Below are 26,787 nucleotides of genomic sequence, written 5' to 3' on the forward strand. Positions count from 1 at the left end.
GCTCACCTGCACTTCGATAGTGAAGAGCAATGTCGGCGGGTGAACGCTGGTGACTGGCAGCAGCGCCTAGCGCGCAAACGCTTTGCGGGGAGTTGAAGCATGGCCAAGGATATCGAAAATCCCTGTATTTCTGTTTGCCAACTGAACAGCGAACTGTGCCTGAGCTGTGGTCGAACCAGGGACGACATCAAAAAATGGAAGCGCATGAAGCGCCCAGAAAAGATGGCCGCCGTGCAGCGTGCGATTCTGCGTCTGAAAAGCCTGCAAAAAAAGAACGCTTAAACCTCTTTGATTATGGTTAGGCGAGCTGATACTGCGAGTTACGCGTTGTGATTCGCGGTGACAAATAACGGTGACAGTGATGCAAAAAAGCAAAGCCCCGAAGGTTCGCGACTTCGGGGCTTCTATTTTCGCCTTCATCCCTTAATGATTGGCGAACGTGGCGGCGAGAATACCAGTGTTGAATCGGTGATTCACTACGGTAGGAGGAGAGTGCCTTCGGTCGGTAGGGCGTCGTACGAGTGAATGAAGCTAGTACCAATTTTTTACTGGTCTCTTATTAATAAATGCGCACATTGAGTATTCAGAAGGCACGAAGGGCCCGGCTGACATCTGACGAGAGCAACATAGACGCGCTTGTGGAACGCTTGGAGGAAGAAGGCTGCGATGATGCATTGGTCGGAGTAGGGCAGCCAGGCCAACTGGCTTTGGAGTTTATTCGTGAGTAAGCGTCCGGCAAACACGCCTTCCTGACGCCATCGCTTAAGGCGATGGTGTCCACCTATTTAAGTGGACACCATTGTTAGCCCCACAAGCGGATCACCATGCGCCAACGAACCTCTTATCCAAAGCTCTTCAAAAACCAAGTCGTCCAAGAATGCCTCCAACCGGGCGCCTCTGTTGCCAGTGTCGCGATGAATCACGGCATCAACGCTAACGTCGTGCGCAAATGATTGCCGCTTTACCGCGATCAAAAGCTCACTGACTTGCCCGCTTTTTTGCCGGTGAAGCTGGAACCAAACATTCAGAGCGAGAAGTCCGTCAGCATCGAGTTGTCATGCGGGCAAAGAACGATGACCGTGAAATGGCCGGCCTCCGATCCTGATGGCTGTGCCCGATTTGTTCGCGGACTAACGCAATAATCCGCATCGACTCCGTCTGGCTCGCCACCGAGCCCATGGACATGCGCGCCGTGATGAGCTACAGAAGCTGTCCGCAAAGCCTCTAATAGTCTCTAGGCAAGCGTTTCGCGGATCTCATGCAAAGACTGGGTGGAGCTTCGCATCATTATGCGTCTGCCCAGCGCGACGTCCGTCAGTGCTTGGTCGACCTTTAGTGCGGTAAGTGGATAGGTTGCGCTTGCTCAAAGCTAAGCTGTGGTGTGACGTAAATGCAGACGTTGTTATTTCGGGTCAATGGCCCCGGCTACAGATGAAAAAACCATCAGTGCATTCCCTCCATTGCAGAGTCAAAGCCTCATCTTGAACCCCTTCGCGTCGGAGTCCTGCGCACTGCCCTCGAAGCTTTGCTGATACCCCTTAGAAGCACTGAGCTTTCAGCACCTCAAGCGGGTTAACTAACCGCCGAGTTCGGCGAGAACGGCAATCTGTATGTGACCTTGCAAACGCTAGGCGTTTCTCCGGTGCTCGCCCGAATCGTCGCGGTCACACTTGCGTGGCAGTCAGGCTGTTATCTGGTGGCAAGCGATCCACCCGTAATGCATCAACGACCAGCGAAAATGCCTGGGAAGGTTGCCGGCGGCTGGGGTAGTAAAGGTGAAATCCGCCGAAAGGCTCACACCAGTCTTCGAGAACCCGAACCAGACGGCCTTGAGCCAGTTGTAAGGCAAACTCGTCCTCGGGCAGGTAAGCGATGCCCAGCCCGCTGGCCGCTGCATCGGCAATATGGGTCGTGGAGTTGAATACCAATTGGCCAGCTACCCGCACTTTCAGCTTCTTGCCCTGGCGCTCGAATTCCCACGCGTCCATGCCGTCATAAGTCGGGAAACGTATGTCGATGCAGCGATGTGCTGCCAGGTCGCGAGGGTGTTCAGGGACGGGGTTTTGGGCGAAATAGCTTGGCGCTGCCACGACCGCCATTCGTATAGCCGGGCCGATGGGCACGGCAATCATGTCTTGGGCCACCGTGTCGCTGAAGCGCACGCCGGCATCGAAGCGGTCGGCGACGATATCGCGAAAGCCATAGTTGATATCAAATTCCAGCTTGATATCCGGGTACATCTGCAGCAGTGGCGTGAGCTTGGGTAGCAGCGTGGTCTTGATGATGTTGTCACCGCAGGTGATCCGCACCGTGCCGGCCGGCTTGTCGCGCAGCTCGGTCAAGGCTTCCACTTCGGCCTCGATTTCATCGAAGCGATGGCCCACCGCTTCCAGCAGCCGCTCACCCGCTGTGGTCAGAGAAACGCTGCGCGTGGTGCGGGTAAGCAGGCGAATTTTTAGACGTGCCTCCAGGGCCGAAACCACCTGGCTAACTGCCGATTGGGTCACCCCCAGTTGCACCGCCGCGCGGGTAAAGCTGCCCACGCGAGCCACGGTCACAAAGGCCAGAAGATCGTTGAAGTTTTGTTTAGCCATCGCGATAGCACTCGGGCGATTGATTAGGCTTTCTTATATCCGCATTAAGCATTCATTAGCTAATCAAAATCCCGTTAGTCAGCAACAATAGCTGCAATCCCAGCCCCTGCGTGAAGAGGGTGCGAGCTCGGCACTTACGGCGAACGTCGTTGTTAGCTTTCCCCTGATAAGGACGCCTCATGAAAAAACTTCTCGTAATGCTCGGTTTTTTGCTCAGTTCATTTACCGCGTCAGGAGCCGATATGTCCAACGGTGCAGATAATTTCTTCAAAAGTGACAAGGTGACCGTGCAGAAGGTCAGCTTCAAAAATCAATACCAGCTCAATGTGGTGGGCAATCTGTTCATCCCTAAGGGTCTGGACAACGCCGCCCGCAGCCCGGCCATTATCGTTGGCCACCCCATGGGCGCGGTAAAGGAGCAAAGCTCCAACCTGTATGCGCAAAAACTCGCGGAACAGGGCTTCGTTACTCTGGCGCTGGATTTGTCGTTCTGGGGCGAAAGCGAAGGCAGCCCACGCAATGCGGTGCTGCCGGACATGTACGCCGAGGACTTCAGCGCCGCCGTGGATTATCTCGGCACGCGGCCCTTTATCGACCGTCAGCGCATCGGCGTGCTGGGTATCTGTGGCAGCGGTAGCTTTGTGATCAGCGCGGCCAAGATCGACCCGCGCATGAAAGCCATCGCCACTGTCAGCATGTACGACATGGGCGCGGCCAACCGCAACGGTCTCAAGCATTCGCAAACCCTTGAGCAGCGCAAGCAGGTCATCGCAACGGCGGCCGAGCAGCGTTATGTGGAGTTCACCGGCGGCAAGACCGAATACACCGGCGGCACCGTGCAGGAACTCAATGCCGACACCCACCCCATTCAGCGCGAGTTCTTTGACTTCTACCGCACCCCGCGCGGCGAATTCACGCCGGCCAGCTCCACGCCGCAACAAACCACCCGCCCGACGCTGAGCAGCAACACCAAGTTCATGAATTTCTACCCATTCGTAGATATCGAGAGTATTTCGCCCCGCCCGATGCTGTTTGTCGCAGGTGAAAACGCCCACTCCCGCGAGTTCAGCGAAGAGGCGTTTCGCCTGGCGGGTGAACCTAAAGAGTTGGTCATTGTGCCTAACGCCGGCCATGTCGATCTGTATGACCGGGTGAACCTGATCCCTTTCGCCAAGCTGACCCAGTTCTTCCAAACCCACCTGAAGTAACCGGCAAGCACCACAGAGGCTATTCAATCTACGATGAACAACACTTGCGCTGACACCCAATTGGGCGCTACCTCCGCCAGTGAAACAGGCACGCGTGCCAGTAGCTGGGGCGGCGTTTATGCGATGACATTGTGCGTGTTCGCGCTGATCGCATCGGAGTTCATGCCCGTCAGCCTGCTGACGCCGTTGGCAGCCGACCTGCAGGTGAGCCAGGGCTTGGCAGGCCAGGGGCTGGCCATCTCCGGCGCGTTTGCAGTGTTGGCCAGCCTGTCCATCAGTTGGATCGCCGGCAGCGTCAACAGAAAGACCCTGCTGTTGGCGCTGACCGGTTTGATGGCAGTGTCGGGCGCCGTTGTGGCACTTGCCCCGAACTACCTGACCTACATGGTCGGGCGCGCCCTGATTGGCATGGTGATCGGCGGCTTCTGGTCGATGTCGCCAGCCACCGCGATGCGCTTGGTTCCGGCCAGGCAGGTGCCCAGGGCGTTGGCGGTTTTCAACGGCGGCAACGCCCTGGCAACGGTGGTGGCGGCGCCACTGGGCAGTTATCTGGGATCGGTCGTAAGTTGGCGTGGTGCATTTCTCTGTCTGGTTCCGGTGGCGCTGATCGCCCTCGTCTGGCAATGGATCAGCCTGCCAAGTATGCCAACGCAGGAGCGCTCGCCGGGTGCTGGCAATGTTTTCAAGCTGCTGAAAAATCGTACGGTGGCGCTGGGAATGGCTGCCAGCGGCCTGTTTTTTATGGGCCAGTTTGCACTGTTCACTTACCTGCGGCCGTTTCTGGAAACAGTCACCCTGGTCAACGTGCCGACCCTTTCTCTGCTGCTTTTGGTGATCGGCATGGCTGGCTTTTGTGGCACGGCGATGATCGGCGGGGTGCTGAAACGCAACCTCTACGGCACCCTGAGTACCATCTCACTGCTCATGGCCGTGATTGCTTTGGCGCTGATTCCTTCCGGCACTTGGGTTATCGCCGTGGCGGTGCTGTTGGGGCTCTGGGGATTTATTGCGACGGCAGCGCCCGTGGGCTGGTGGAGTTGGATCGCGCACGCCTTGCCACATCACGCCGAGGCGGGCGGTGGACTGATGGTGGCAATCGTGCAGTTGGCCATCGCAGTGGGTTCCACCGTGGGTGGCGTACTGTTTGACACGCTCGGCTACCAGAGCACTTTTATCGCCAGCGCAGCGCTGCTGATGCTAGCCGCCTTATTGACGTTTCTAACCTCCCGTTCGCCGGTGTCGCACACCCGGTGACCATCCATTCGACGGAGCAAGGCCATGCATACGCGCAGTCTCGGCACCGATTACTCCCAAGGCTGGAAGGGCTTCTGGTTGGCGGCATTGATGCCATTGGCCCTATCGGTTTTACCCCTCGCAGCTGCGACGGATATCGCAGGCCCGTCAACAGGCATGGAGAACACCACGATGTGGATGACCGTCGGCCAACAGCGTTTCGGCATATCCCTTGAAGATAACCCGACCACTCGGGAGCTTGTCGCCCGATTGCCGCTCAGCCTGGACATGACCGAGCTGCACAGCAACGAAAAGTACGCCACCTTGGATCATCCACTCCCCACCCAAGCCTACCGGCCGGGAACCATCCACAACGGCGATTTGCTTTTGTACGGCACCGACACCTTGGTGGTCTTTTATCAAACCTTTACTTCGTCCTACGCCTATTCCCGTCTCGGCCGCATCGACAAGCCGGCAGGTCTTGCCAAGGCCCTGGGTCGCGACGATGTACGTGTGACATTTTCCGTTGATTAGGGTTGCCATGGTCAGCGCGACCTGCACTTCTCAAGCGCTGCACACCAGCCCCCACTAAAACGTGACACCGGAGTTTTCCATGACGCCCATACACTCAACCTCACCCCTAGCCGCACTGGCGCTGCTCGCTGCCACGTACTTCGCGCCAGTTGTCGCGGCAGAGCAGAACCCGAACAGCCAGCAAATCACTCGTGCGGGAGAGCAGGCCTCGGTGACGGGGCCTGCCGAATATTTCACTGGCCGCGTAAGGGTCGACCCCTTGACGGCTGCAACGGCCGAAATCAGCACCTCAACGCTCTACGTCACCTTTGAGCCTGGTGCGCGTTCGGCCTGGCACACGCACCCTGCTGGACAATATCTGGTGGTGACAGCGGGGGTAGGGCGTACTCAGGAATGGGGCAAGCCCGTGCAAGAATTACGTCCCGGTGATGTGGTTTGGTGCCCGCCGGGGGTTAAGCACTGGCATGGCGCCGCGCCGTCGACTGCCATGACGCATATGGCTATCACCGGCACGAAAAACGGTAACAACGTAAATTGGATGGAGAAAGTGAGCGATGAACAGTACCCCGCCAAGTAAGCGCTGCCATGTCCGGTTGGGGGCGCTGGGCTTCGTACTCCTAGCCACTTTTGCCTGGGCCCCGATCTCCAGCGCCAATACCTCCCATAAACCGGAGATACAAACAGTGCGAGAGAAGACTTTAACCGCCAAGCAACAGGCCATCGCCCCTATCGGCGCCAGCATGGCCGTCGGCGATATGCCCCGTTTGCAGGACGCGCTCAATCACGGTCTCGATGCCGGGCTGACGATTAGCGAGAGCAAGGAGATCCTGGTTCAACTCTATGCCTATGCTGGGTTCCCGCGCAGTCTCAATGCCCTGTCGCTGCTGATGAAAGTCCTGCAAGAACGTGCCGCACGGGGTATTCATGATGCGCCGGGACGCGATCCAGGCCCTGTTCCCTCGGGGCGCGCTTTGCTCGACCTGGGCACCGAACGCCTCACTGGCGCTGGTGAGGAGCCGCCGAACCGCCTTGCGCTGCAACCGGTTCGAAACCGGTGGCGCGTACGGTGATGACTTTGACCGAAGCGTTGGACTGTACGGTAGCGATGGCGTTACCGGCGTAGATTGGGCGCTTGAAGGTATCGGCGCTTTCCACCGAGATGATCTCGGAGATCTGGTCGACGTCCAGCGCTGCGGCAACGCGCGGCAGGATGTTTTTGCCGTTGGAAGTGGCAGGTGCCAAGACGTGGTTGTAAATAGTGCGCTGCTCGATCACCAGATCTGCTACTAACGGAGCGACGTTTTCCGGCAGCTGGTGAGCATAGGCGGCGTTGTCGGCCACCAGCACTTTAGCCACACCCGCGATTTTCGCAGCGGCTTCAGCGACAGCGCCAACATTTTGGCCCGCTACCAGTACGTGAATGTCGCCACCGATTTTGGTGGCAGCCGCCACGGTGTTCAGCGTGACCGGGGCCAGCACTTTGTTGTCTTGCTGGTCGGTTGAAAAGTCAGCAATAACCAGGATAGCCATTCAGATCACCTTCGCTTCGTTCTTGAGTTTTTCAACCAGTTCAGCCACCGACTTGACCTTGATACCCGCACTGCGTGCAACCGGCGCTTCGACTTTCAGGGTCTTGTGGGTGGAGGCGGTGGAAACGCCCAAAGCGTCCGCAGTCACTACTTCGAGAGGCTTCTTCTTGGCTTTCATGATGTTTGGTAGGGACGCGTAACGCGGCTCGTTCAAACGCAGGTCGGTGGTGACGATGGCCGGCAGTTTCAGGGAAACCGTCTGCGCGCCGCCGTCGATTTCGCGGGTCACGGCGACGGTGTCGCCGGACACTTCGACTTTCGAAGCGAACGTGCCCTGACCGTAGCCGCTCAATGCCGCGAGCATCTGGCCAGTCTGGTTGTTGTCGCTGTCGATGGCTTGTTTGCCAAGGATCACCAGCTGAGGCTGTTCCTTGTCGACAACAGCTTTCAACAGCTTGGCAACGGCCAGGGAAGTCAGATCTTCGGCGGATTCGACGAGGATGGCGCGGTCGGCACCCAGAGCCAGCGCGGTGCGCAGTTGCTCTTGAGTGGTGGACGGGCCGACGGAGACGACGACGATTTCAGTCGCAACACCTTGCTCTTTCAGGCGTACGGCTTCTTCCACGGCGATTTCGCAGAACGGGTTCATCGACATCTTGACGTTGGCGAGATCGACGCCGGAATTGTCCGCCTTGACGCGAACCTTGACGTTAAAGTCGACCACTCGTTTGACAGCTACAACGACCTTCATGGCGTTCTCTTTTTTATAGATAAGAAAAAGCAGACTTACTAGGAGGCTGCCCGTTTAAACTCAAAGGGAGTTTCGCTGGTACTCATGCTTGGACGTCTCGTCGGTATAGCTTGATGATGGTGGAAAAGTCCGGGATGTCGTGTCTTTTCACCTCGCGCATCCAGGAGAGGGCGGTTAGCGGTTTTTGAACGCCGGCTTGCGCTTTTCGCTGAATGCGGCCATGCCTTCCTTCTGGTCGTGTGTGGCAAAAGTGCTGTGGAACATCCGGCGCTCGAAGCGGATGCCTTCGGCCAAGGTAGTCTCATACGCACGGTTGACCGATTCCTTGGCCATCATCACGACCGGGGCGGACAGTTCGCTGATCCGTTCGGCCGCCTTCAGCGCCTCACTCAGCAGTTGCTCAGCTGGCACCAGGCGGCTAACCAGTCCGCAGCGTTCGGCTTCCTGAGCATCCATCATGCGGCCGGTCAGGACCATATCCATCGCCTTCGACTTGCCGATGAAACGAGTCAGCCGCTGAGTACCGCCGGCACCGGGAATAGTGCCGATGGTGATCTCCGGTTGACCGAACTTGGCGGTGTCGGCTGCAATGATGAAGTCGCACATCATCGCCAGCTCACAGCCTCCGCCGAGGGCGTAGCCGGCGACGGCGGCAATGCTCGGCTTGCGGAAGGTGGCGAGACCTTCCCAGGTGGCGGTGATGAAGTCAGCCTTGTAGACATCCATGTAGGACCAGTCTTTCATCACTTTGATGTCAGCACCGGCGGCAAAGGCTCGCTCGCTACCGGTCAGGACCACCGCGCCAACGTTATCGTCGGCTTCCAGACGTATGAGCAGGGCGCTCAGCTCGCTGGTTAGTTCCGGCGAGAGAGCGTTAAGCGCCTGCGGGCGGTTGAGGGTTACTAGCGCCACTTTGCCGTGCATTTCCAGCAACAGATTCTCATAGGTCATGATGTTGTCCATGGCTTTGGTCGCGATCTCGGAGGAGGCGCGGTAATCGCCTTGCTTGAATTTGATGGAGGTGTTGACGGAGCCACAACCTGGCTCATGGCCCGTAATCTCAACGATCAACGGGCTTGTGCGTCCGATCATTCTTCTGGCCCAGGACCAGGAAACAGCGGATCACAATGTCCCGCGATTCTGGTTGCCCGGGCTTCGTCCAAAATGACGATTTTTTGCATGGAGTGAAGGCGGGGCGCGTTTTTAGACCGTGCCTGCTGCGACCGATGCAGCGGTTAGTCATTTGCCCCGCAAGGTCTGGAAGGTAGAGAGGCTCTGGCGTGGCAGGCGGAATCGTCGTCTTCGACGACGAGTTTGGTAGCCATGAACGGTACGCTCTGGATCAACTGCTTGGGCGAACGATCCCATAGGCCGGATCACTTGGGCGCTGCAAAGTGCACGTACAAACGCACACTTTCCGTTTGCTCATTGATTGCCGCGTAGAAGCTGGCCGAGATTCTGCTCACCTTGAAGTTGGAATTTTGTGTGGCCAGCTTATTGCCATTGGAGCATACCGCCCGCAAGCGCTTCAGATGCACAAAGCCATCGGTCGATTGGCGAGAAGACAAAAAAAGGCCGAGGTCAAATCAATTTTCTATACAGCAGTGGATGAGGAACCGGTATGAGCTTTCAGTACGGCGGCACGAATAAGGCAGCAAAGCGCCGCGTCATTATATTTGGCGGCGGTGTCGCCGGTGCATTGCTTGCCAAGCAACTTTCGCGTAAAGCCAACGTGACCTTGGTTGACCCGCTGGACTATTTCGAGGTGCCGATGGCTGCGCCGCGCAATCTTGTGAAGCCTGGTTTTGCCGAACGCTCGATCCTTCCGTTCGCGTCCGCACTGCCGGAGGTGGAGCATATCCACGCAAAACTGGTGGAGCTCAGACCGGACGGCGGCCTTGTTGAGGATCGTGACGGTGTCCGGACATTGGTGTGCGGCGATGTATCGATTCTGGCGACAGGAAGCCATTTTGCTAACCCACTGATGCGTGCGGTCGCAGGTTCAGACGTCGACAGGAAAGCATTCTACAAACGTTTCAACGCTCGCCTGCTGGAGGCTCGGCGAGTGCTGATTATTGGTGGAGGTCCGATCGGTATCGAAGTCGCGGGCGAAATCAGCGAAAACTGGCCGGACAAGTCGGTGACCATTCTTGAAGCGGCCCCGCGCATACTGGGTGGTACTTCCGAGCGTGCTGCTGAACATGCTGCCGCCGTTCTCGGCAAGCGCGGTGTGAATATCATTACGGGTGACAAGCTCGACGGGCAGGCTCGTCCATCCGATTACATCTTTGCCGATGGCGGTGAGGCGATAACTGTCGCCAAGCGGCGCATCGCCTACGATCTTATTCTCTGGTGCACTGGCGGACGGCCAAACACCGCCTACATGCAAAGCCATTTTTCGGGTGTATTGGATTCTGCCGGGCGTATCAAGGTATCTCCGGATCTGAGAGTTCAGGGTCAGAACAACCTCTTCGCGCTTGGCGATATCACTGATCTGGCAGAGAACAAGATGGCACTGCATATCTTTGGCCAAGTGAATGTTGCCCACGCAAATGTTCGTGCCTTGCTCATGAACGGGAACGACCGAAAGCAAATGACTACCTACAGTCCACAGACCGGCAATCCAATGATGGCGATTACGCTAGGCAGCCGCACGGGTGTCGCGCACTTGCCATTCTTTGGCGTGGTCCGTTGGCCTTGGTTGAACCGTAAGGCAAAAGCTGAACAGATGCTCGTACCGAGATTTCGCAAGACGTTCGAGTTGTAACGGCTGTGCCAGATGGACTGACGAAAAGGAAACGAACTAAAAACTGTCATAACGCAAAAGCCCGGCGGCATTGACCGCCTGCAGGTGGTTGAACGAAACGTGCGTCGTCCCGGTCCTGGCGAGATTCTGTTGCGCGTGCGCGCCAGTTCGCTGAACTTTCACGACTACGCCGTCGTCACCGGTCGCCTCCCGACCGAAGACGGACGCATTCCGATGTCCGACGGCGCTGGAGAGGTGATCGAAGTGGGCGAGGGTGTCACGACCTTGGCCGTCGGCGATCGCGTCGTCGGTACCTTCTTTCCCGAATGGTTCGATGGCGAAGCACGACCCGAACTGCTCGGCGCCGTGCCCGGCGACTACGTCGACGGCTACGCCTGCGAATACGCCACGATGCCAGCCACGTCGTTTACGCTCATTCCATCGGGGTATTCCTACCTGGAAGCAGCGACTTTACCCTGCGCGGCACTCACTGCCTGGCGCGCCCTCGTGGTCAATGGTCAGGTTAAGCCGGGTGAGGTGGTGTTGGTGCAGGGCAGCGGCGGTGTATCACTGTTTGCGCTTCAGTTCGCCAAAGCCGCCGGCGCTACCGTGATCGCGACCTCTTCGTCCGATGCGAAGCTTGAGCGGCTGAAGGCACTGGGCGCTGATCATCTGATTAACTACCGCGAACAGCCGGAATGGGGACGCGTGGCGTTTGAGCTGAGTGGCGGCGTCGATCACGCCGTCGAAATCGGCGGTGCTGGCACGCTCGATCAGTCGGTCGCTGCCTGTCGCATCGGCGGCCACATCGCGTTGATCGGCGTGCTGGCGGGCCATTTCGGCCCACAACCCACAGAACTGTGGATACTCATGACTGCGCCTAACGCACCGTCACCTGCCGAAATTTCTTCGACCGCCAAGGCGTAGGCAACATAGTCGATGTAAGTGCCGCCCCATTGTTCAGGAACGACCATGCCGAGCAGGCCAAGTTCGCCCAAGTGCGCGATAGTTTGATCATCGATCCAGCCAGCCTTTTCCCAGGCTTGGGCCTTGGGTGCGACTTCGGCCCGGGCGAAGTCACGGGGCCATGTCGCGGATCATGCGTTGTTCTTCGGTCAATTCGATGTCGTGCATGGGGTGCTCTTTTGTATTCTTGTTTAGGAAGGTTCTGGTAGTCGCGGCTTATTTGAATCCAGCGAAGAATGCCTCGACGCGTTGCGGCGTCATCTCTACGAGGGTGGGAGGACTCCATTGCGGCCTCTTGTCCTTGTCGACCAGTAATGCCCTTACGCCTTCCATGAGGTCGCCTTTCTCGAACCACTGCCCGCTGAGGTGCTTCTCCAGCCTGAAGCAGTCGGCCAGCGACAGCGTCCGGCCTCTGCGTAACAATTCAAGGGTGACGCTCACCGCCAGGGGAGAGTGGTTGTTGATCAGTTTCAGCGTCTGTTCGGCCCAGTCCTGAAATGCGTAGCGCTCTTCGGTTTTGAGGGAATTACAGATTCCTTCGACTGTGTCGAACGAGAAATGCAAATCGATGGCTTCGGACATGGCCTTGAGTTCGGCGCCTAGCAGCTTCGTGGATGCCATCGATGCCAGCAGGCTGGTTAGGCAGTCCATGGCGGGCATGTTCCAGTCCAGGGTATTCATCTGGCGTTCAAACTCTGCGAACTGATCGCGCGGTAGGCACCAATCTGCCAGGCCGGTGAATAAGGCATCGGCCGGCCGGATGTGCAAACCGGTGATTCCCAGGTACGTTCCCAGCTCGCCAGGCAGGCGCGTCAGAAAGTGGCTGCCGCCGACATCCGGAAAGAAGCCGATGTTAGTTTCCGGCATGCCCATGCGCGTGTCATCGCTGATGACACGTAACTGCGCGCCTTGAACCAACCCCATGCCACCACCGAGGACGAAACCGTGTGTCAGTGCGAGGATGGGTTTGCTGTAGGCATGGATGTACTGATCCAGGTCGTATTCTTCTTCGAAAAATACGTTGTGCAGGTTTTCACCGGCTTTATGGCTGTCGTAGAGCAAGCGAATATCACCGCCTGCGCAGAAAGCTTTGTCGCCATTGCCACGCAGCACCACGGCGTATACATCTGGATCGTCAGCCCACCGATGAAGATATTTGTGCAGTAGACGAATCATGGGCAGGTTCAGCGCGTTGAGCCCCGTGGGGCGGTTGAGCGTCAGATAGCCCAGGTGATTGCTGACGTGCGCCAGTACCGGATCTTCTTGCTGGTTCATTCTCAAGTGTCCTTGCGATACGTGTCGATGATCGCTGAGAAGTCCAGTGCTCCATTGCCTTGGTTACTGAAGCTTTGATAAAGCTGCTGGGCGAGAGCACCAAGAATCACCGGTTGCCGGATCTGCCGGGCAGCTTCGGTTGCCAGGCCGAGGTCCTTGAGCATCAGGTCGGTACCAAACCCGCCGCTGTAGTCGCGTGACGCCGGTGATTTTTCCAGCACGCCGGGGAACGGGTTATTGACCTCCGAACTCCAGCAACGACCGCTCGAGGTATTGATGACGCCAGCCAATATGCTGGCATCCATACCTAGAGCGACACCGAAAGCCATGGCTTCTGAAACGCCGATCATGGAGATGCCCAGCAGCATGTTGTTGGCTACTTTAGCGACCTGGCCATTGCCTGAGTCACCACAGTGAACGATGTTCTTGCCCATCGCCGATAATATCGCTTGGGCCTGTTGGAAGCTTTCCAGAGTGCCTCCAACCATGAAGGTCAGGGTTGCGGCTGCTGCACCGACGGTTCCGCCTGAAACCGGGGCGTCGACCATCGGGTTACCATGTTTGAGAGCCGCGGCCGCTACTTCCCGAGCGCTCAGAGGATCAATGGTGGACGAGTCGATCAGCAGCACGCCAGTCGGTACATGGGCCAGTAGACCTTCATCACCCAGGTAGACCTGCTTGACGTGTGACGCCGCCGGCAGCATGGTGATAATGGCCTCCACACCGGAGGTAGCGATTGCCTCCGGAGAGTTTTTGGCGGTGGCGCCGGCCTTGACCAGATCCTCGACCGCAGTGGCGCTAAGGTCGAAGACGCTGACGCGATGGCCAGCCTTGAGCAGGTTGTGGGCCATTGGGCCGCCCATGTTGCCCAGCCCCAGAAAACCAATGTGCATGGTCGTATCCTTGTTCTTGTTATAGCCATCATGCAGCCGCTGTAACAGCGGCTGCATCCATGAATGCTTACTTCAACGTAATGGTGGTGTTGACTGGTCCACCGACTTCGTTCTCATCGAACCAGCGTTCAGTGATGGTCTTAGTCTGCGTGTAGAACTGCACAACCTGTTTGCCGTACGGGCCCAGGTCGCCCAGTTTGGAGGCGCGGGAGCCGGTGAAAGAGAACATCGGTACGGGCACCGGAATCGGAACATTAATGCCAACCTGGCCGATGTCGATCTCCTCTTTGAAATGCCGAGCGGCAGCGCCGGAGCGGGTGAACAGGGCGGTGCCGTTGCCGTTCGGATTGGCGTTGATGATCTCGATGGCTTCATCCAGCGATTCGGCCTGCAGGACACACAGCACCGGGCCGAAGATTTCTTCACGGTAGATGACCATGTCTTTGGTTACACCGGAGAAAATGGTCGGGCCAACGAAGTTGCCCTTGGCGTAGCCGCTAACCTCGGGGTTGCGTCCATCAAGTTCCAATGTCGCACCTTCCTCGATCCCCATGGCGATCAGACCGCTTATGCGGTCCAGGGCCGCACAGGAAACCACCGGACCGATGTCGGTACCCGCTTCAGCACCAGCGTTGATCTTCAGCGTTTTGGTTTTTTCGATCAGCTCCGGTAACCAACTGTGTGCTTCACCCACCAGGATGACGACGGGCAGTGCCATGCAGCGTTGGCCAGCGGCACCGAACGAGGCGCCGAGCAGGTTGTTCAGGGTCTGCTGTTTGTTCGCGTCTGGCAGGACGATCGCGTGGTTCTTGGCGCCCATCATGCACTGTGCACGTTTACCGTTCTGGGTCGCGCGGTTGTAGACGTGGGTACCCACCTTGGTCGAGCCGACGAAGGACACCGCTTTGATATCCGGGTGATCGCAGATCAGGTTGACCGCGTCCACACCACCGTGGATCACGTTCAGCACGCCTGGGGGCAAACCGGCCTCCATAGCCAGTTCGACCAGGCGCATGGTGACCATGGGATCCTGCTCCGACGGTTTGAGAACGAAGGTATTACCGGTGGCGATAGCCATTGGGAACATCCACAGAGGGATCATCGCGGGGAAGTTGAATGGGGTGATGCCGGCGCATACACCCAGCGGTTGCAGCAAGGTATAGGTGTCGACACCGCTGGCCACGTTGTTGGCCAGCTCACCCAACTGCAGGTTGCCGATGCTGGCTGCATGCTCGACCACTTCCAGGCCACGGAACACATCACCTTCCGCGTCCGGCAGGGTTTTACCCTGTTCGGCGGTGAGGATCGCCGCCAACTCCTTGATGTTCTCGCGGATCAGTTGCTGATACTTGAGGAAGATGCGCGCACGAGTGCCGATCGCCGTCTTGCGCCAGGTTTTGAAGGCCTCCTTGGCACTGGCAACGGCGGCGTTCATTTCCTCAGGAGTGGCGAAGGGGACGCGCGCGAGGACTTCTTGAGTGGCCGGGTTGACCACGTCGTGCCATTGCGTGGCAGTGGACTCGACCAGTTGGCCGCCGATCAGCAATTTGACGGTAGGGACTGCACTTGTCATGGGATCTCCAGCCTGTTTCAGGCCTCTTGTTCTTATGAACGATCTCGACGCGCGGGTCGCGTCGAGGCAACTGACGTGATCCTAGCAGCGCAAATTTGCTTGTTGTATCAGGATAAATGCAGGTCAAACCTGCATTTATGCATGTAAAATTTTCCGCGTGATGCAAAATCGGTGGATATACAGGCGAGTAACCATGTTTTTTAGACACCGTTTTTTTTGCGAAATTAATATTATCCAGGATGTAATTTCATCTTTTTGCATGGTGTTCTCCACCCCGGCAACGGGATCGTTTACAAGTCCTTGACCCGTATCAAGGCATCGTAGATAGCCGCGTGTGTATTGCGCGCAGCCACCGCATCGCCAATGAGAAACACATGGAATTTGCCGTCCGGGTTGATCAATTCGTTTTGTGGGTTGCCGACGATCAGGTCTTGATTTTCAACCACACCGCCATTGCTGGAGACGGTTTTCAGCTCGAAATACAGCTCGTCCAGCGGTCGGGTACCGTGGTTGACCACCACTTGATCGACGCGTCGGGTTTTGCGCGCGTTGCCGTAGTCACTGTCGATGGTTGCCAGTAGATTTTGGCCGTCGCATTCGACGGCGAGCAGCGGGAAGGTGACGGTGAACGTGGTGTCCAGGGCTTGCAACGAGCGCATAGGGCACCAAGTTCATCGCCATGACTTCCGGTGCGAAGGTTTGGTCTGGTGTCATGATTTCGATTTTTTGCGCCGCTTTTAGTGGTGAACTCGGAGGCTTGCAGGCTGGCGTGATCACCCGCATCGTCGAACAGCAGGACATTGCGCCCAGGTTTCACATCCCTGGAAATGATGTCCCAGGCCGAAGCCACCAGATCATTTCCGGCCGAGAGAATCTCGGTGTGGGGCAGGCCGCCTGTGGCGATGATCACCCCGTCCTGGGGTTCGTCGTGGACGGTGCAGGCCTTCGCCAGGTATTGAGCACTTTGCAAAGCGCCTGGGCCGTGGGTCGGGGCCTGGCGGTCGGGGTGTTCGCACTGATTTATTCCCTCGTGCCACAAGACATGGCCTGGCGGGTGATGTTTATCGTCGGCTTGCTTCCGTCGTTCCTGATCATCGGGGTGCGACGCAATGTAGAGGAACCCGACAGCTTCCAGCGTCTGTAAAAAAGAAAAAGCCATCCCGAAAAGCTTTTTTCAGATCCCTGGCCGGCATCTTCCGCCCGGAACTGCTCCGAGTGACGCTGTTCGGTGGTCTGTTGGGCCTGGGGCGCATGGTGGTTACCACGCGGTGATGACTTGGTTGCCGACGTTCCTCAAGACTGAGCGCAACCTCGTCGCTTGGCCCTGCGGTCGTGATACCACACTGGGAGAATGGGCATCGGTAACCTGCCCGGAATGCTACCTGCGCATTTTGAGTCCTTTGACTGAGCGAGCTCTTTGCTCATCAAGGCTGTTGTAGTAGGTGTTCTGTGTTGTGCTGAGACTGTTATGACGCAGATCCGCTTGGAGGTCTTTCATATCGCGAAGCGGCGCATCGAACGTCGCGGCTGTATGGCGTAGCCAGTGGAGCGAGGCAGAGCGGAGTTGGTCAATCTCATCCTCACTCCAACCTTCACTCTGCATACGTTGCAGTGCCCGATCAAACAACGCTTGAAGAAGCGATCTTACGTGTCGATCCGACAGCCCGCCGCGTCCTTTAAGCGTCGCGATCAACGGCGTTTTTTCTTGTGGTGAGGGCAGGGGAGACAGCTCCAGTGATCGGCGATAACGCACGAGATAGTCCTGGATATATTCGTCCCGCACACTGATTTTAGCCGCTTTGTTGCCTTTGCCGACGACGTGAAACCACCAGTTACCCGTCGTGTCTCGCCGTATATCTCCCATAGTTGGCCGCCAGTTGTCACGGCCGACCAGATCAGACACTCGGAGGTACATCGCGAAGAGCGTGGCCACGATAAACAACGTGCGCTCATGGCGAGCGTCTTCGTCAGCCATCTGTTCTGCCGTGTCGATTACAAAACTCCACTGCAGCTCAGTGAGCGATCGAGACGCGACGTCCAGTATGTTCCGCTGCTTATAAATCGACTTCTGCTTGATGGCGCGGAACGGGTTAGCCTCTGTAAGGCCTTCATCCATTGCATGCTGAAAGAAACTTCCGCAGACAGCGAAGACCTGAGCCACCGACCCTTGGGCCATATGGTAAGTACCTGAGGCGAGATCGCTCATCGTCTCAGTCGCCAGCTTGCGCTCACGTTTAGAAACGGTGCCACTGAATGGTCGCCAGTCAGGATTCACGACGTACTCATCTGATTCAAGCCGTTTTCGCCCACCGATGCGTTTGAACCGAGATTTGATCATGGGGCCGACCCAGTCCGCGGGCGGGTTAAGACAGAATTCCATAAATTGCTCCGCATCAGAGCGGCGCAGATCCAGCAACGGTTTACGCGCAACAATCAGCGACCAAAGCAACAGGCGCTCGACGTGCGTCCTGAAAGAATTGAAGGTTGATTGATTGCCGGCGTATGACTTTAGGAAACTACGCACAACCAGATAACTGTCAGCGGCGCGGCAACTGTCATCAAAGCTCTTGAGATATGCCTGAACAACAGGACGCTCAGTACTGAGCTGGAGAAAATTGAGCTCATGGAAACACTCGAAGGTGTCGAACAGCGGCTGGGGTAGGCGTGACATAAATGGGGCCAATGCGGGATTCGAATGGCCGTAGCATGTGTGCCCCACGCCTTTTATGCAATATCCGGGTCTGACAGTTATCGGATATTGCAGCTAAATCTTTCCAACCTGACTTGGTTGATCCTCTTAGAAAATGCTGGCCAAAAGAATGCTGCACATTTTGTCTACCCCGACAGGCTAGAGCCTTTGTATTCCTTTGCTGCAGTACCGGTCCAGCGTATACGCGAGTGACGCATGGCGGAGATCTCGTTGAAGGTGTCTAAGATCCCTAAACTCAGCAGCGTTCATTGCCCCAGTTTCCCGCAGCCAAGCTACAGAAGCAGCACGAAGGGAGATACATTGCTCATCGCTCGAGCCGCTTCGTACCATCTTCTCAAGCGTTAAATCAAAAATTTTCTGAACGATTTTTCTGATCTGGCGACCCGTTAATCCCGGTCTACCATGTACCGTTTCAAGCAGCGAACTACTGTCTTCAGGACTTGGTAAGGGCGGCAGATTCCGGCTTTCTCGATAGCGGATAAGATATGGAATAAATGCGGGGTCCACAGAAATTATCTGAGACTTGCTTCGTCCGGGTAGTTCAAACCACCAACAATCGTCGCGCTCAAAAAAAGAACTCATGCATGGTGTGGTTTCACTAGAGCAAGCGAGGTCAGCACCCCGCAGATATAAGTAATACGTTGCCATGATAATGAATAGCGATCGCTCATATCTAGCATTGCATCGCGCCATGGTTTCTGCAGTTTCTACAACCAGCGCCCATTGTTCGCGCGTTAATGATGGCCTATTTTTTTTAATAGAGTTCGATCTATCAGCGAATCTTTTACTTAGTAGAACTGCAGGATTCGATTTGCCAACGCCTATCTCGATCAAATAGTTATAAAATGAACTACATCTACTAATTAACTGGACCATGCAACTAGCAGACATGGCGAGCTGAGAAGCTGAGTTTTCCGCGCTCTCTCTATTAATATATTTTTCTTCCGGATTGGAGCGTCGATTACTTATTGGTCGCCAAGCGTCATTGAAGTCGACACATCCATCATTATCAATGAATCGCTGTCTCGGACAGCTTCCTACCCAATCGCTTGCAGGGCATTCGTTAAAATTAACAAAATCTTTGATTTCATTGACGCTCAAATCTAATGGTGATTTCTTCGCGTATATCCAACTCCAGAGAAGTAAGCGCTCAATGTAATTTCTGTAGTTGCCGAATGTATTAGGCTCTACGCAACGCGCTAATAAAAAGGCGCGCGCATAAACGTAATCTTGCTCGATATCAATATAAGACTGAAAGTTCTCAAAATATTTGCGAACCGACGGATGACTACCATAGAAGATCAATAATGGGGTTTCCAGGGACGCTTTATCATCGAAAATTGGGCGAGGTCGCAAGTAAATTTCCAATTTAACACTCCGCATCTATTGTGGAATGGGGCGCGCCGTAAATACGCTGAGGTTATACAACGCTCACAGACTCATTCAACGCTAAATGTCTCATTTCAATTAGTCAATTGATTGATGTCAATCTTAGGATGATTTTTGATATTTCCACCGATAATCGGTTACGCGTGAAAAACTATCAAGCGGACTGTCCCTACAAAGAAATCACCAATAACGTGGAGTTTCTTGCCGTTATTACGTACGTGGTGGATTTATTTATCAAAAAAAGTGGAATTAATGTGCGTTAATCGATGGAATTACTCGTTGTTAGGCGGAAAGAGAGGTCTAGGCAGGTGTATTCAACTGATAAATCTAAGTTCAATTCCGGCGATTAACGACCGAAGATGACTAATAAATCGGCAGCTACAATTATAACCGAATAAAAACGTTAGCTTTATCGCCAGCCGTTAGGATTCCATTTAATTGTGGTCGGTCACAGCTGCAGGTCGGCTGGATGCTTGTGTTACGTTTCCATATACTGCATTTAACATAATATACATTATGCGTACTAATAGGTATTCCACACAGGGCATCTCCCAGGTACATTTCAAAGCTCAACCACATCCCCCGACCACATTCCCCTGGATCCTCTCCCATGCATGAAGCAGCCCATCAAATCATCGATCTCTACGAACGCCACGCTCAAACATGGGATCGAGTTCGCTCTCGGCGCCTCGTTGAGCAATCATGGCTGGATCGTTTTCGTCAGGCCATGCCTGTCGCCGATGGTCATGTCCTCGACATCGGTTGTGGTTGCGCCGAACCCATGGCCAGTTACTTGATCGACGCAGGACATGCTGTGTGTGGGATTGATTCATCCATGGCGATGATCAGCTTGTGTCAGCAACGTTTCCCGCAGCACGATTGGCGTATTGCCGATATGCGCCAGTTGGCACTTGCTCAGCGTTACGCTGGCATTCTGGCGTGGGACAGTTTCTTTCACCTGACGCCTGAGGATCAGCGTCGAATGTTCCCGATTTTCCAGGCCCATGCCCAACCTGGTGCTGCATTGATGTTCACCAGTGGAACGGCCCATGGCATTGCGTTGGGCACCTTCGAAGGTGAAACGCTGTATCACGCGAGCCTGGACCATGATGAATATACCGCGTTGCTCAACGCCCATGGTTTCAGCGTCGTTGAGCAAACAACGGAAGATCCGGCTTGTGGTGGGCACACGATTTGGCTGGCTGTTTTCGGATAGAAACGTCACGCTGCCCTGCGCACTTATATAGATAAATCTTATAGCTCAACTAAACGGCTATTTAGTTGAGCTATTTTTCAACTGATCATGATCGTAATTCACCGCTTTATCGTTCTCTTAAACTTCGCCCTATAGATCTTGTTCATTTCGACAAGAGGTTTCCGGGAGAAACGAAGTAAACGAAATCCTGGCTTCCAGCGTGGGCTGCTTCGCGCGCAACCTTGGCTATATCGCCTTTTCCTCGTTTAACTCGCGGTTTTGTCTTCGCGGATTTTGATGGGTTTGGATTGTTAAAGTGCCTCATATCTCGCTTTTATAGGTTTCGTTATTGTCAATGTTAAGGCTGGTGATTTTAGAGTAGGCGTACTCTGTTTTCATTATGATGATCCTCTGTAAGCGAACCCGTTCTTGACCGCTATCGCGAGCACCTAACAATCTCGCCCCTACCCTCCAGAGCCTTGACCACAGGCTCAGGCTGGTCATACAGGTCGCAATGGGTAGCCCCTTCGACGACCTGCAGTGTCTTGTTAGTGGCGACAACAAGCAGATGACTCAGCAACCCGCCAGTCGGAAATATCGACGAAATCGTGCACGGATCACTCGATGTTCGACCCATTTCGCCACAGATTCGGGCGGTCAACTATGCTCAATGGGTTGAAGTAAAAGTCGCTTGCGACACAGCCAGGGCCGACTGCATCGCAAGTGTAATGCGGAGGCAGAGATGGCATCGATATCCAGAAGACTCTTCTTGAAAGTTGGAGGCGGGGTTGCTGCAAGCGTGGCGATAGGACTGCCCGAACTCACACAAGCTGCGACACCCAAGCCAACGGTAGAGGGACGAGTCAATCTCCCCTACCAAACGAAAGCGCTCACCAAAGCTCAAAAATTGCAGGTCAACACGCCAGTCCTGTTTTCCTATCCCGACGCGGCCTCACCTTGCGCATTGATCAAGATGGGCGCTCCCGTTCCGGGTGGTGTCGGCCCGGAACGCGACATTGTCGCCTACAGCACGCTATGCACTCACATGGGTTGCCCGGTCGCCTATGACGCGGGACAGAAGTTGTTCAAATGTCCCTGCCATTTCAGCATTTTCGACCCTGAGAATATTGGCCAAATGGTTTCCGGCCAAGCCACAGAGAACCTGCCGAGCATAGTGCTTGAGTACAACCCCAATGACGATTCGGTTCGTGCAGTTGCCGTCGAAGGGTTGATCTACGGACGTCAGTCCAACCTCCTTTGATAAGGAGATTAAAAATGGCAACCAACAAAGATCGTATGGCACTGCCTCCGACAGATGCCCAAAAGACCAACCTGACATGCCACTTTTGCATCGTGGGTTGTGGCTATCACGTGTACAAATGGCCGGAAAATCAGGAAGGTGGACGAGCACCCGATGAGAACGCGCTAGGGCTCGACTTTCGCAAACAATTACCCCCCATGGCCATCATCATGACGCCGGCAATGCAGAACACGATTACCGACAAGGACGGTAAGCGCTACAACATCATGATCGTGCCGGACAAACAATGCGAAGTTAATAAAGGACTCTCGTCCACGCGAGGGGGACAACTGGCCAAGGTCATGTACAACCCCGATGGCGTAGGCAAGGAGCGGTTACGCAGCCCACGCGTTTATGTGGCTGATCAGTGGGTGGATACCAGCTGGGATGATGCACTGGCGCTTTACGCCGCGGTGACTAAAAAGATTCTTGATAATGATGGGCCTGCCTCGCTCGCCTTCGACTGCTTCGATCACGGAGGCGCGGGAGGCGGATTCGAGAATACCTGGGGCACCGGCAAGCTGATGTTCACCGCACTGCAAACGCCATTGGTACGCATCCACAATCGCCCCGCCTATAACTCCGAATGCCACGCCACACGCGAGATGGGCATCGGAGAACTCAACAACAGTTATGAAGATGCCGAATTGGCCGACGTTATTGTTGCCATCGGTTGCAACTCATACGAAACCCAAACCAACTACTTCCTGGCGCACTGGCTGCCCAATTTGCAGGGGCAGACGCTCGACAAGCGTAAGCAGCGTTTTCCTGGAGAAACCGTTGCTCCAGCCAAGGTGATTTTTGTCGACCCTCGCAGGACACCGACCATCGCTATAGCGGAGCAAGCAGCCGGTAAGGACAACGTGCTGCACCTGGATATCGAACCGGGCACGGATATCGCTCTGTTCAATGGACTACTAACCTACGTAGTTGATCAAAAATGGCATGACGAGGAATTTATCGCGGCCCATACCAAAGCGTTTGACCAGGCACTTCAAGCCAATCGAATGTCGCTTGAAGAAACCAGTCGCGTTACCGGGGTCTCGGTGGACAAGCTCAAGCAAGCAGCCGAATGGGCTTACAAACCCAAGGCCTCTGGTCATCGCCCCCATGCCATGCACGCCTACGAAAAAGGGATCATCTGGGGCAATGACAACTACCTCATCCAGTCTGCTTTGGTCGACCTGGTGCTTGCCACCCACAACGTCGGGCGACGAGGTACGGGGGTGGTGCGCATGGGTGGGCATCAGGAGGGTTACACACGCCCCCCTTATCCAGGCAATACCAAGATCTATGTGGATCAGGAGATCATCAACGGCAAGGGAATGATGTACACGGCTTGGGGAGCCAACCCGTTCCAGACCACGTTGAATGCTGAGCAGCATCGTGCGGTCATCCTGAAACGCGCCAGCATTGTCAGGGAGGCCATGGCCAGCGTTCGCGGCGGTACAACCGCGCAGATGGTGGACGCGGTATACGACGCGGTAAAAAACAAAGGCGGGCTTTTCCTCGCCAATATCAACCTCTACCCCACCAAGCTGGCAGAAGCCGCCCATGTGATGCTGCCGGCAACCCATCCGGGTGAAATGAATCTCACCTCGATGAACGGGGAACGGCGGATGCGCCTTTCACAAAAATTCATGGATCCTCCCGGTTCGGCGAAAGCCGATTGCCTGATCGCAGCGGCTATCGCTAACACCCTTCGACAGATGTATACGGACGAAGGAAAACAGGACATGGCGGCGCGCTTTGCAGGGTTCGACTGGAATAGCGAGGAGGACGCCTTCAATGACGGCTTCCGTATGGCTGGCCAACCCGGCGCTGGCCCAATCGATAGTCAGGGCGGGACCACAGGCAATCTTGTCACCTACGAGCGGCTGAAAGCCATGGGCAACAATGGTGTCCAGTTACCCACAAAAGAATACCGAGACGGCAAACTGATCGGCACCGAAATGCTCTACACCGATTACAAATTCGACACGCCGGACGGCAAAGCAGAGTTCAAGCCAGCAACATGGCCCGGATTGCCGAAACCGGTGGCAGAACAGAAGGAAAAACACCAATTCTGGGTCAACAATGGACGTATCAACGAAGTGTGGCAAACGCTCTACCACGACCAATACAACGATTTTGTACAGCGGCGCGTGCCGATGGCTTATCTGGAGATCAATCCCGACGATGCCCAAGCGTTGGCTATTAAGTCCGGAGACGTGGTCGAGGTGTTCAACGATTACGGTTCGTCCTACGCACTGGCCTATCTGGAGCCTGACATCAAACGGAATCAAACCTTTATGCAGTTCGGCCATTTCAACGGTGTGATGGGAGATTTGACTACGCCATGGACCGACCGCAATGTGGTGCCCTATTACAAAGGGACATGGGCGAGTATCCGGCGAATTGGTCAGGTGGAGGAATTCAAAGAGACGATCAGCTTCAAGTCGCGCCGGTTTAACGTGATCGCGGTCGGTTAACAGCAAAATCGTTAACCAGATGCCGAGCCCCCTTCCCACCTGCATCGCGTGGGATGGGGCTGGGCGTTACGTCCACTTGAAGGCGTTCACCTTGCCCAAACACAGGTTGCTAGCACCAGGTGTGGATTCAACCAGTCGCTGGCTCTTGAAGTTGAGTAGCCTTCAAAAAGTATCACGAACCTTCGGCATGCCTGGGTAACCCGATAGAAATCAGTGCTGCGAGCAGGACAAAGGCGCTCGATATCCACAAGCACGCGCTCAACCCATACACCTGATAAACCCAGCCGGAGAGTACCGTGCCGATCAGTCGCCCCATGGCGTTCGACATGTAATAAAACCCCACGTCCAGCGACACGCCGTCTTCCTTGGCGTAGGAGACGATCAGGTAGCTGTGCAGCGACGAATTCACGGCGAACAGCGCGCCAAAGACCATTAATCCGCCGAGCAGTACCATCTGCTGCGACAAACCAGTGTTCAGCCCGAGCGCAATGGCCGCGGGCAACCCTGCCAGTGCTAGTGCCCACAAAAATGCCGCACGACCATCCGGTACGTGCCCACGTTTCTTGCCGGTGATGTTGGGCGCGAAGGATTGCACAATTCCGTAGCCAATCACCCAAGCCGCAAGGAAGCCGCCAACTTGCCAGAAGTCCCAGCCGAACACGCTGCTCAAGTAAACCGGCAAGGCCACCACAAACCAGACATCGCGAGCGCCGAACAGGAACATTCGGGCCGCTGAGAGGATATTGATCGCCCGGCTCTTGGACAGGATGTCGCGAAATTTAGGCTTGGCTTTGGCTTTGCCCAGGTCCTTCTTCAGCAGGATCAGGCTGCTGATCCAGATCAGCGCCAGAACACCCGCCATGGCCAGCAAGGCGCCTTTGAAGCCGATCAATGCCAGCAAGGCCCCACCAAGGAAGAAACCAACACCCTTGAGTGCGTTCTTCGAACCGGTGAGGACGGCCACCCACTGGTAGAGCTTGCCCTGCTGCCCATCAGGCACTAGAAGCTTGATGGAGCTTTTGGCACTCATCTTGTTCAGGTCCTTGGCAATCCCCGACAGCGCCTGAGCACCCATCACCCATGGGATGGTCAACAAGGCCGAGGGCACTGTCAGCATCAGCAGCGCTGCGACCTGCATGCCCAGCCCGATGTTCATGGTCCGGTTCAGGCCCAACCTCGCACCGAGATAACCACCCACCAGGTTAGTGATCACGCCAAAGAGTTCGTAGAACAGAAACAATGCCGCGATTTGCAGTGGGCTGTAGCCCAACGCGTGAAAGTGCAACACCACCAACATGCGCAAGGCGCCGTCGGTGAGGGTGAAGGCCCAGTAGTTGCCCGTGACGAGCAGGTACTGCCGCACTTGCGGAGCGAGGGCTGACAACGCTTTCATGACCGCTCCTTAGACTGCCAGACCGACCATTTTGGCCAGTTCGACAGTGCGGTTGGCATAGCCCCATTCGTTGTCGTACCAGGCATAGAGTTTGACCTGGGTACCGTTGATGACCATGGTCGACAGCGCATCGATGATTGATGAGCGTGGATCTGTGCGGTAGTCGATGGACACCAGTGGACGTTCCTCGAAGCCGAGGATGTCTTTCAGCTCGTTCTCGGAGGCGTCCTTGAGGAACTGATTCACCTCCTCGACAGTGGTTGCCCGCTCGACCTCGAAGACACAGTCGGTCAGCGAAGCGTTGGCCAGCGGCACGCGTACCGCGTGACCATTCAGACGCCCACGCAGCTCCGGAAAGATTTCGGCAATGGCGGTGGCCGAACCCGTACTGGTTGGGATCAGGCTCATGCCGGAGGCACGCGCACGGCGCAGATCCTTGTGTGGCTGATCGAGGATGCTTTGGGTATTGGTCAGGTCATGGATGGTGGTGATCGAACCGTGGCGAATACCCAGCTTTTCGTGGATGACTTTCACCACCGGCGCCAGACAGTTGGTGGTGCACGAAGCAGCGGTGACGATGCGATGTTCCGCCGCATTGAACAGCTGATGATTGACGCCCATGACGACGTTCAGCGCGCCTTTTTCCTTCACCGGAGCGCAGACCACCACACGCTTCACGCCTTGGTCGAGGTAAGCCTGCAACACCGCCACGGTTTTCATCTTGCCGCTGGCCTCGATCACCAGATCGCAACCCGACCAGTCGGTATCGGCAATCGCTTTGTTCGCGGTCACCTTGATGCGCTTGCCGCCAATCACCACCTGATCGCCTTCTGCGCTGGCTTCGTTGTACCAACGACCATGCACAGAGTCGAAGTTGATCAGGTGCGCATGGGTTACTGCATCGCCTGCCGGATCGTTGATCTGCACGAATTCAAACTCTGGCCAGCTCCAGGCTGCTCGCAGAGCGAGGCGACCAATCCGACCAAAACCATTGATGCCAACTTTGATAGCCATGTTGTTGTGCTCT

At 55.8% G+C, this 26,787-nt stretch carries 22 protein-coding genes and 5 pseudogenes; 14 read left to right on the forward strand and 13 right to left on the reverse strand.

Annotation, left to right across the window (positions count from 1 at the left end):
• Positions 1-99: 99 nt before the first annotated feature.
• The 3 genes and pseudogenes from ACA054_RS15605 (at position 100) to ACA054_RS15615 (ending at position 953) form a co-directional block, all read left to right on the forward strand.
• Entirely contained in the window at positions 100-282 is a 183-nt protein-coding gene (locus ACA054_RS15605; RefSeq protein WP_497690182.1) for a DUF1289 domain-containing protein, read from the forward strand.
• Between the two features lie 284 nt (positions 283-566).
• A pseudogene (locus tag ACA054_RS15610) lies at positions 567-725 on the forward strand (helix-turn-helix transcriptional regulator); the annotation flags it as partial.
• 99 nt (positions 726-824) lie between these two features.
• Positions 825-953 (forward strand): transposase, encoded by a 129-nt coding sequence (locus ACA054_RS15615; protein ID WP_497690183.1) that lies wholly within the window; start codon positions 825-827, stop codon positions 951-953.
• Positions 954-1,664: 711 nt separating this feature from the next.
• On the opposite strand, the gene ACA054_RS15620 is transcribed toward ACA054_RS15615, so the two are convergent.
• On the reverse strand, positions 1,665-2,594 hold the full coding sequence (locus ACA054_RS15620) for a LysR family transcriptional regulator (protein WP_497690184.1): 930 nt from the start codon (positions 2,592-2,594) through the stop codon (positions 1,665-1,667).
• 179 nt (positions 2,595-2,773) lie between these two features.
• Between ACA054_RS15620 and ACA054_RS15625 the strand changes: the two genes are divergently transcribed.
• The 5 genes from ACA054_RS15625 (at position 2,774) to ACA054_RS15645 (ending at position 6,639) form a co-directional block, all read left to right on the forward strand.
• Positions 2,774-3,802 (forward strand): alpha/beta hydrolase, encoded by a 1,029-nt coding sequence (locus ACA054_RS15625; RefSeq protein WP_497690185.1) that lies wholly within the window; start codon positions 2,774-2,776, stop codon positions 3,800-3,802.
• Between the two features lie 123 nt (positions 3,803-3,925).
• On the forward strand, positions 3,926-5,056 hold the full coding sequence (locus ACA054_RS15630; protein ID WP_497690311.1) for an MFS transporter: 1,131 nt from the start codon (positions 3,926-3,928) through the stop codon (positions 5,054-5,056).
• A 24-nt stretch (positions 5,057-5,080) separates the two neighbouring features.
• Positions 5,081-5,569 (forward strand): cyclophilin-like fold protein, encoded by a 489-nt coding sequence (locus tag ACA054_RS15635; RefSeq protein ID WP_497690186.1) that lies wholly within the window; start codon positions 5,081-5,083, stop codon positions 5,567-5,569.
• A 79-nt stretch (positions 5,570-5,648) separates the two neighbouring features.
• Positions 5,649-6,146, forward strand: coding sequence for a (R)-mandelonitrile lyase (locus tag ACA054_RS15640; protein ID WP_497690187.1), 498 nt, complete (start codon positions 5,649-5,651; stop codon positions 6,144-6,146).
• Positions 6,124-6,639 carry a carboxymuconolactone decarboxylase family protein gene (locus tag ACA054_RS15645; RefSeq protein ID WP_497690188.1) on the forward strand — a complete coding sequence of 172 codons (516 nt, stop codon included), beginning with the start codon at positions 6,124-6,126 and terminating at the stop codon, positions 6,637-6,639. The genes ACA054_RS15640 and ACA054_RS15645 overlap by 23 nt, the downstream gene beginning before the upstream one ends.
• Here ACA054_RS15645 and ACA054_RS15650 read toward each other — a convergent pair.
• From ACA054_RS15650 to ACA054_RS15660, 3 genes and pseudogenes are all read right to left on the reverse strand, one after another.
• Positions 6,575-7,099: pseudogene (locus ACA054_RS15650) on the reverse strand (electron transfer flavoprotein subunit alpha/FixB family protein); the annotation flags it as partial. The gene ACA054_RS15645 and the pseudogene ACA054_RS15650 sit on opposite strands and share 65 nt — an antisense overlap.
• The gene (locus ACA054_RS15655; RefSeq protein ID WP_497690189.1) at positions 7,100-7,849 is read right to left on the reverse strand and encodes an electron transfer flavoprotein subunit beta/FixA family protein; all 750 of its coding nucleotides are present in this window, start codon (positions 7,847-7,849) and stop codon (positions 7,100-7,102) included.
• 174 nt (positions 7,850-8,023) lie between these two features.
• Positions 8,024-8,800 carry an enoyl-CoA hydratase gene (locus tag ACA054_RS15660; RefSeq protein ID WP_497690312.1) on the reverse strand — a complete coding sequence of 259 codons (777 nt, stop codon included), beginning with the start codon at positions 8,798-8,800 and terminating at the stop codon, positions 8,024-8,026.
• A 670-nt stretch (positions 8,801-9,470) separates the two neighbouring features.
• On the opposite strand from ACA054_RS15660, the gene ACA054_RS15665 reads away from it, so the two are divergent.
• Complete coding sequence (locus tag ACA054_RS15665; RefSeq protein WP_497690190.1) at positions 9,471-10,616, forward strand: NAD(P)/FAD-dependent oxidoreductase; 1,146 nt, start codon at positions 9,471-9,473, stop codon at positions 10,614-10,616.
• A 48-nt stretch (positions 10,617-10,664) separates the two neighbouring features.
• Complete coding sequence (locus tag ACA054_RS15670) at positions 10,665-11,522, forward strand: zinc-dependent alcohol dehydrogenase family protein (RefSeq protein ID WP_497690313.1); 858 nt, start codon at positions 10,665-10,667, stop codon at positions 11,520-11,522.
• Here the strand turns inward: ACA054_RS15670 and ACA054_RS15675 are convergent.
• From ACA054_RS15675 to ACA054_RS15695, 5 genes and pseudogenes are all read right to left on the reverse strand, one after another.
• Positions 11,435-11,729, reverse strand: a pseudogene (locus ACA054_RS15675) (acyl-CoA dehydrogenase family protein); the annotation flags it as partial. The gene ACA054_RS15670 and the pseudogene ACA054_RS15675 overlap by 88 nt on opposite strands.
• A gap of 48 nt (positions 11,730-11,777) precedes the next feature.
• Entirely contained in the window at positions 11,778-12,836 is a 1,059-nt protein-coding gene (locus ACA054_RS15680; RefSeq protein ID WP_497690191.1) for an enoyl-CoA hydratase/isomerase family protein, read from the reverse strand.
• Positions 12,837-12,838: 2 nt separating this feature from the next.
• Positions 12,839-13,729, reverse strand: coding sequence for a 3-hydroxyisobutyrate dehydrogenase (mmsB, locus tag ACA054_RS15685; RefSeq protein WP_497690314.1), 891 nt, complete (start codon positions 13,727-13,729; stop codon positions 12,839-12,841).
• Between the two features lie 67 nt (positions 13,730-13,796).
• A complete protein-coding gene (locus ACA054_RS15690; RefSeq protein ID WP_497690192.1) occupies positions 13,797-15,302 on the reverse strand; it encodes a CoA-acylating methylmalonate-semialdehyde dehydrogenase in 1,506 nt (501 codons plus the stop codon).
• Positions 15,303-15,592: 290 nt separating this feature from the next.
• A pseudogene (locus ACA054_RS15695) lies at positions 15,593-16,251 on the reverse strand (N-methylproline demethylase); the annotation flags it as partial.
• Here ACA054_RS15695 and ACA054_RS15700 point away from each other — a divergent pair.
• Positions 16,252-16,615 (forward strand): annotated as a pseudogene (locus ACA054_RS15700) (MFS transporter); the annotation flags it as partial. It lies immediately after the preceding pseudogene.
• Positions 16,616-16,680: 65 nt separating this feature from the next.
• Here the strand turns inward: ACA054_RS15700 and ACA054_RS15705 are convergent.
• Both ACA054_RS15705 and ACA054_RS15710 read right to left on the reverse strand, forming a co-directional pair.
• Positions 16,681-17,973 (reverse strand): tyrosine-type recombinase/integrase, encoded by a 1,293-nt coding sequence (locus tag ACA054_RS15705; RefSeq protein ID WP_497690193.1) that lies wholly within the window; start codon positions 17,971-17,973, stop codon positions 16,681-16,683.
• A gap of 177 nt (positions 17,974-18,150) precedes the next feature.
• Positions 18,151-19,380, reverse strand: coding sequence for a site-specific integrase (locus tag ACA054_RS15710; protein ID WP_497690194.1), 1,230 nt, complete (start codon positions 19,378-19,380; stop codon positions 18,151-18,153).
• 631 nt (positions 19,381-20,011) lie between these two features.
• Between ACA054_RS15710 and ACA054_RS15715 the strand changes: the two genes are divergently transcribed.
• The 3 genes from ACA054_RS15715 (at position 20,012) to ACA054_RS15725 (ending at position 24,367) form a co-directional block, all read left to right on the forward strand.
• On the forward strand, positions 20,012-20,617 hold the full coding sequence (locus ACA054_RS15715; protein WP_497690195.1) for a class I SAM-dependent DNA methyltransferase: 606 nt from the start codon (positions 20,012-20,014) through the stop codon (positions 20,615-20,617).
• A gap of 721 nt (positions 20,618-21,338) precedes the next feature.
• A complete protein-coding gene (locus ACA054_RS15720) occupies positions 21,339-21,857 on the forward strand; it encodes an arsenate reductase (azurin) small subunit (RefSeq protein ID WP_497690196.1) in 519 nt (172 codons plus the stop codon).
• Between the two features lie 14 nt (positions 21,858-21,871).
• Positions 21,872-24,367 carry an arsenate reductase (azurin) large subunit gene (locus ACA054_RS15725; RefSeq protein WP_497690197.1) on the forward strand — a complete coding sequence of 832 codons (2,496 nt, stop codon included), beginning with the start codon at positions 21,872-21,874 and terminating at the stop codon, positions 24,365-24,367.
• A gap of 172 nt (positions 24,368-24,539) precedes the next feature.
• On the opposite strand, the gene arsJ is transcribed toward ACA054_RS15725, so the two are convergent.
• Both arsJ and ACA054_RS15735 read right to left on the reverse strand, forming a co-directional pair.
• Positions 24,540-25,760 (reverse strand): organoarsenical effux MFS transporter ArsJ, encoded by a 1,221-nt coding sequence (gene arsJ / locus ACA054_RS15730; protein WP_497690198.1) that lies wholly within the window; start codon positions 25,758-25,760, stop codon positions 24,540-24,542.
• Between the two features lie 9 nt (positions 25,761-25,769).
• Positions 25,770-26,774, reverse strand: coding sequence for an ArsJ-associated glyceraldehyde-3-phosphate dehydrogenase (locus ACA054_RS15735; RefSeq protein WP_497690199.1), 1,005 nt, complete (start codon positions 26,772-26,774; stop codon positions 25,770-25,772).
• Positions 26,775-26,787 lie beyond the last annotated feature (13 nt).

This window comes from Pseudomonas sp. LBUM1653 (assembly GCF_059716115.1).

Excerpts from the sequence above, each read along its gene's own strand:
- ACA054_RS15605 (WP_497690182.1), top strand. The coding sequence starts at position 100 with ATGGCCAAGGATATCGAAAATCCCTGTATTTCTGTTTGCCAACTGAAC.
- ACA054_RS15615 (WP_497690183.1), top strand. The coding sequence starts at position 825 with ATGCGCCAACGAACCTCTTATCCAAAGCTCTTCAAAAACCAAGTCGTC.
- ACA054_RS15620 (WP_497690184.1), bottom strand. The coding sequence starts at position 2,594 with ATGGCTAAACAAAACTTCAACGATCTTCTGGCCTTTGTGACCGTGGCT.
- ACA054_RS15625 (WP_497690185.1), top strand. The coding sequence starts at position 2,774 with ATGAAAAAACTTCTCGTAATGCTCGGTTTTTTGCTCAGTTCATTTACC.
- ACA054_RS15630 (WP_497690311.1), top strand. The coding sequence starts at position 3,926 with ATGACATTGTGCGTGTTCGCGCTGATCGCATCGGAGTTCATGCCCGTC.
- ACA054_RS15635 (WP_497690186.1), top strand. The coding sequence starts at position 5,081 with ATGCATACGCGCAGTCTCGGCACCGATTACTCCCAAGGCTGGAAGGGC.
- ACA054_RS15640 (WP_497690187.1), top strand. The coding sequence starts at position 5,649 with ATGACGCCCATACACTCAACCTCACCCCTAGCCGCACTGGCGCTGCTC.
- ACA054_RS15645 (WP_497690188.1), top strand. The coding sequence starts at position 6,124 with ATGAACAGTACCCCGCCAAGTAAGCGCTGCCATGTCCGGTTGGGGGCG.
- ACA054_RS15655 (WP_497690189.1), bottom strand. The coding sequence starts at position 7,849 with ATGAAGGTCGTTGTAGCTGTCAAACGAGTGGTCGACTTTAACGTCAAG.
- ACA054_RS15660 (WP_497690312.1), bottom strand. The coding sequence starts at position 8,800 with ATGACCTATGAGAATCTGTTGCTGGAAATGCACGGCAAAGTGGCGCTA.
- ACA054_RS15665 (WP_497690190.1), top strand. The coding sequence starts at position 9,471 with ATGAGCTTTCAGTACGGCGGCACGAATAAGGCAGCAAAGCGCCGCGTC.
- ACA054_RS15680 (WP_497690191.1), bottom strand. The coding sequence starts at position 12,836 with ATGAACCAGCAAGAAGATCCGGTACTGGCGCACGTCAGCAATCACCTG.
- mmsB (WP_497690314.1), bottom strand. The coding sequence starts at position 13,729 with ATGCACATTGGTTTTCTGGGGCTGGGCAACATGGGCGGCCCAATGGCC.
- ACA054_RS15690 (WP_497690192.1), bottom strand. The coding sequence starts at position 15,302 with ATGACAAGTGCAGTCCCTACCGTCAAATTGCTGATCGGCGGCCAACTG.
- ACA054_RS15705 (WP_497690193.1), bottom strand. The coding sequence starts at position 17,973 with ATGTCACGCCTACCCCAGCCGCTGTTCGACACCTTCGAGTGTTTCCAT.
- ACA054_RS15715 (WP_497690195.1), top strand. The coding sequence starts at position 20,012 with ATGCATGAAGCAGCCCATCAAATCATCGATCTCTACGAACGCCACGCT.
- ACA054_RS15720 (WP_497690196.1), top strand. The coding sequence starts at position 21,339 with ATGGCATCGATATCCAGAAGACTCTTCTTGAAAGTTGGAGGCGGGGTT.
- ACA054_RS15725 (WP_497690197.1), top strand. The coding sequence starts at position 21,872 with ATGGCAACCAACAAAGATCGTATGGCACTGCCTCCGACAGATGCCCAA.
- arsJ (WP_497690198.1), bottom strand. The coding sequence starts at position 25,760 with ATGAAAGCGTTGTCAGCCCTCGCTCCGCAAGTGCGGCAGTACCTGCTC.
- ACA054_RS15735 (WP_497690199.1), bottom strand. The coding sequence starts at position 26,774 with ATGGCTATCAAAGTTGGCATCAATGGTTTTGGTCGGATTGGTCGCCTC.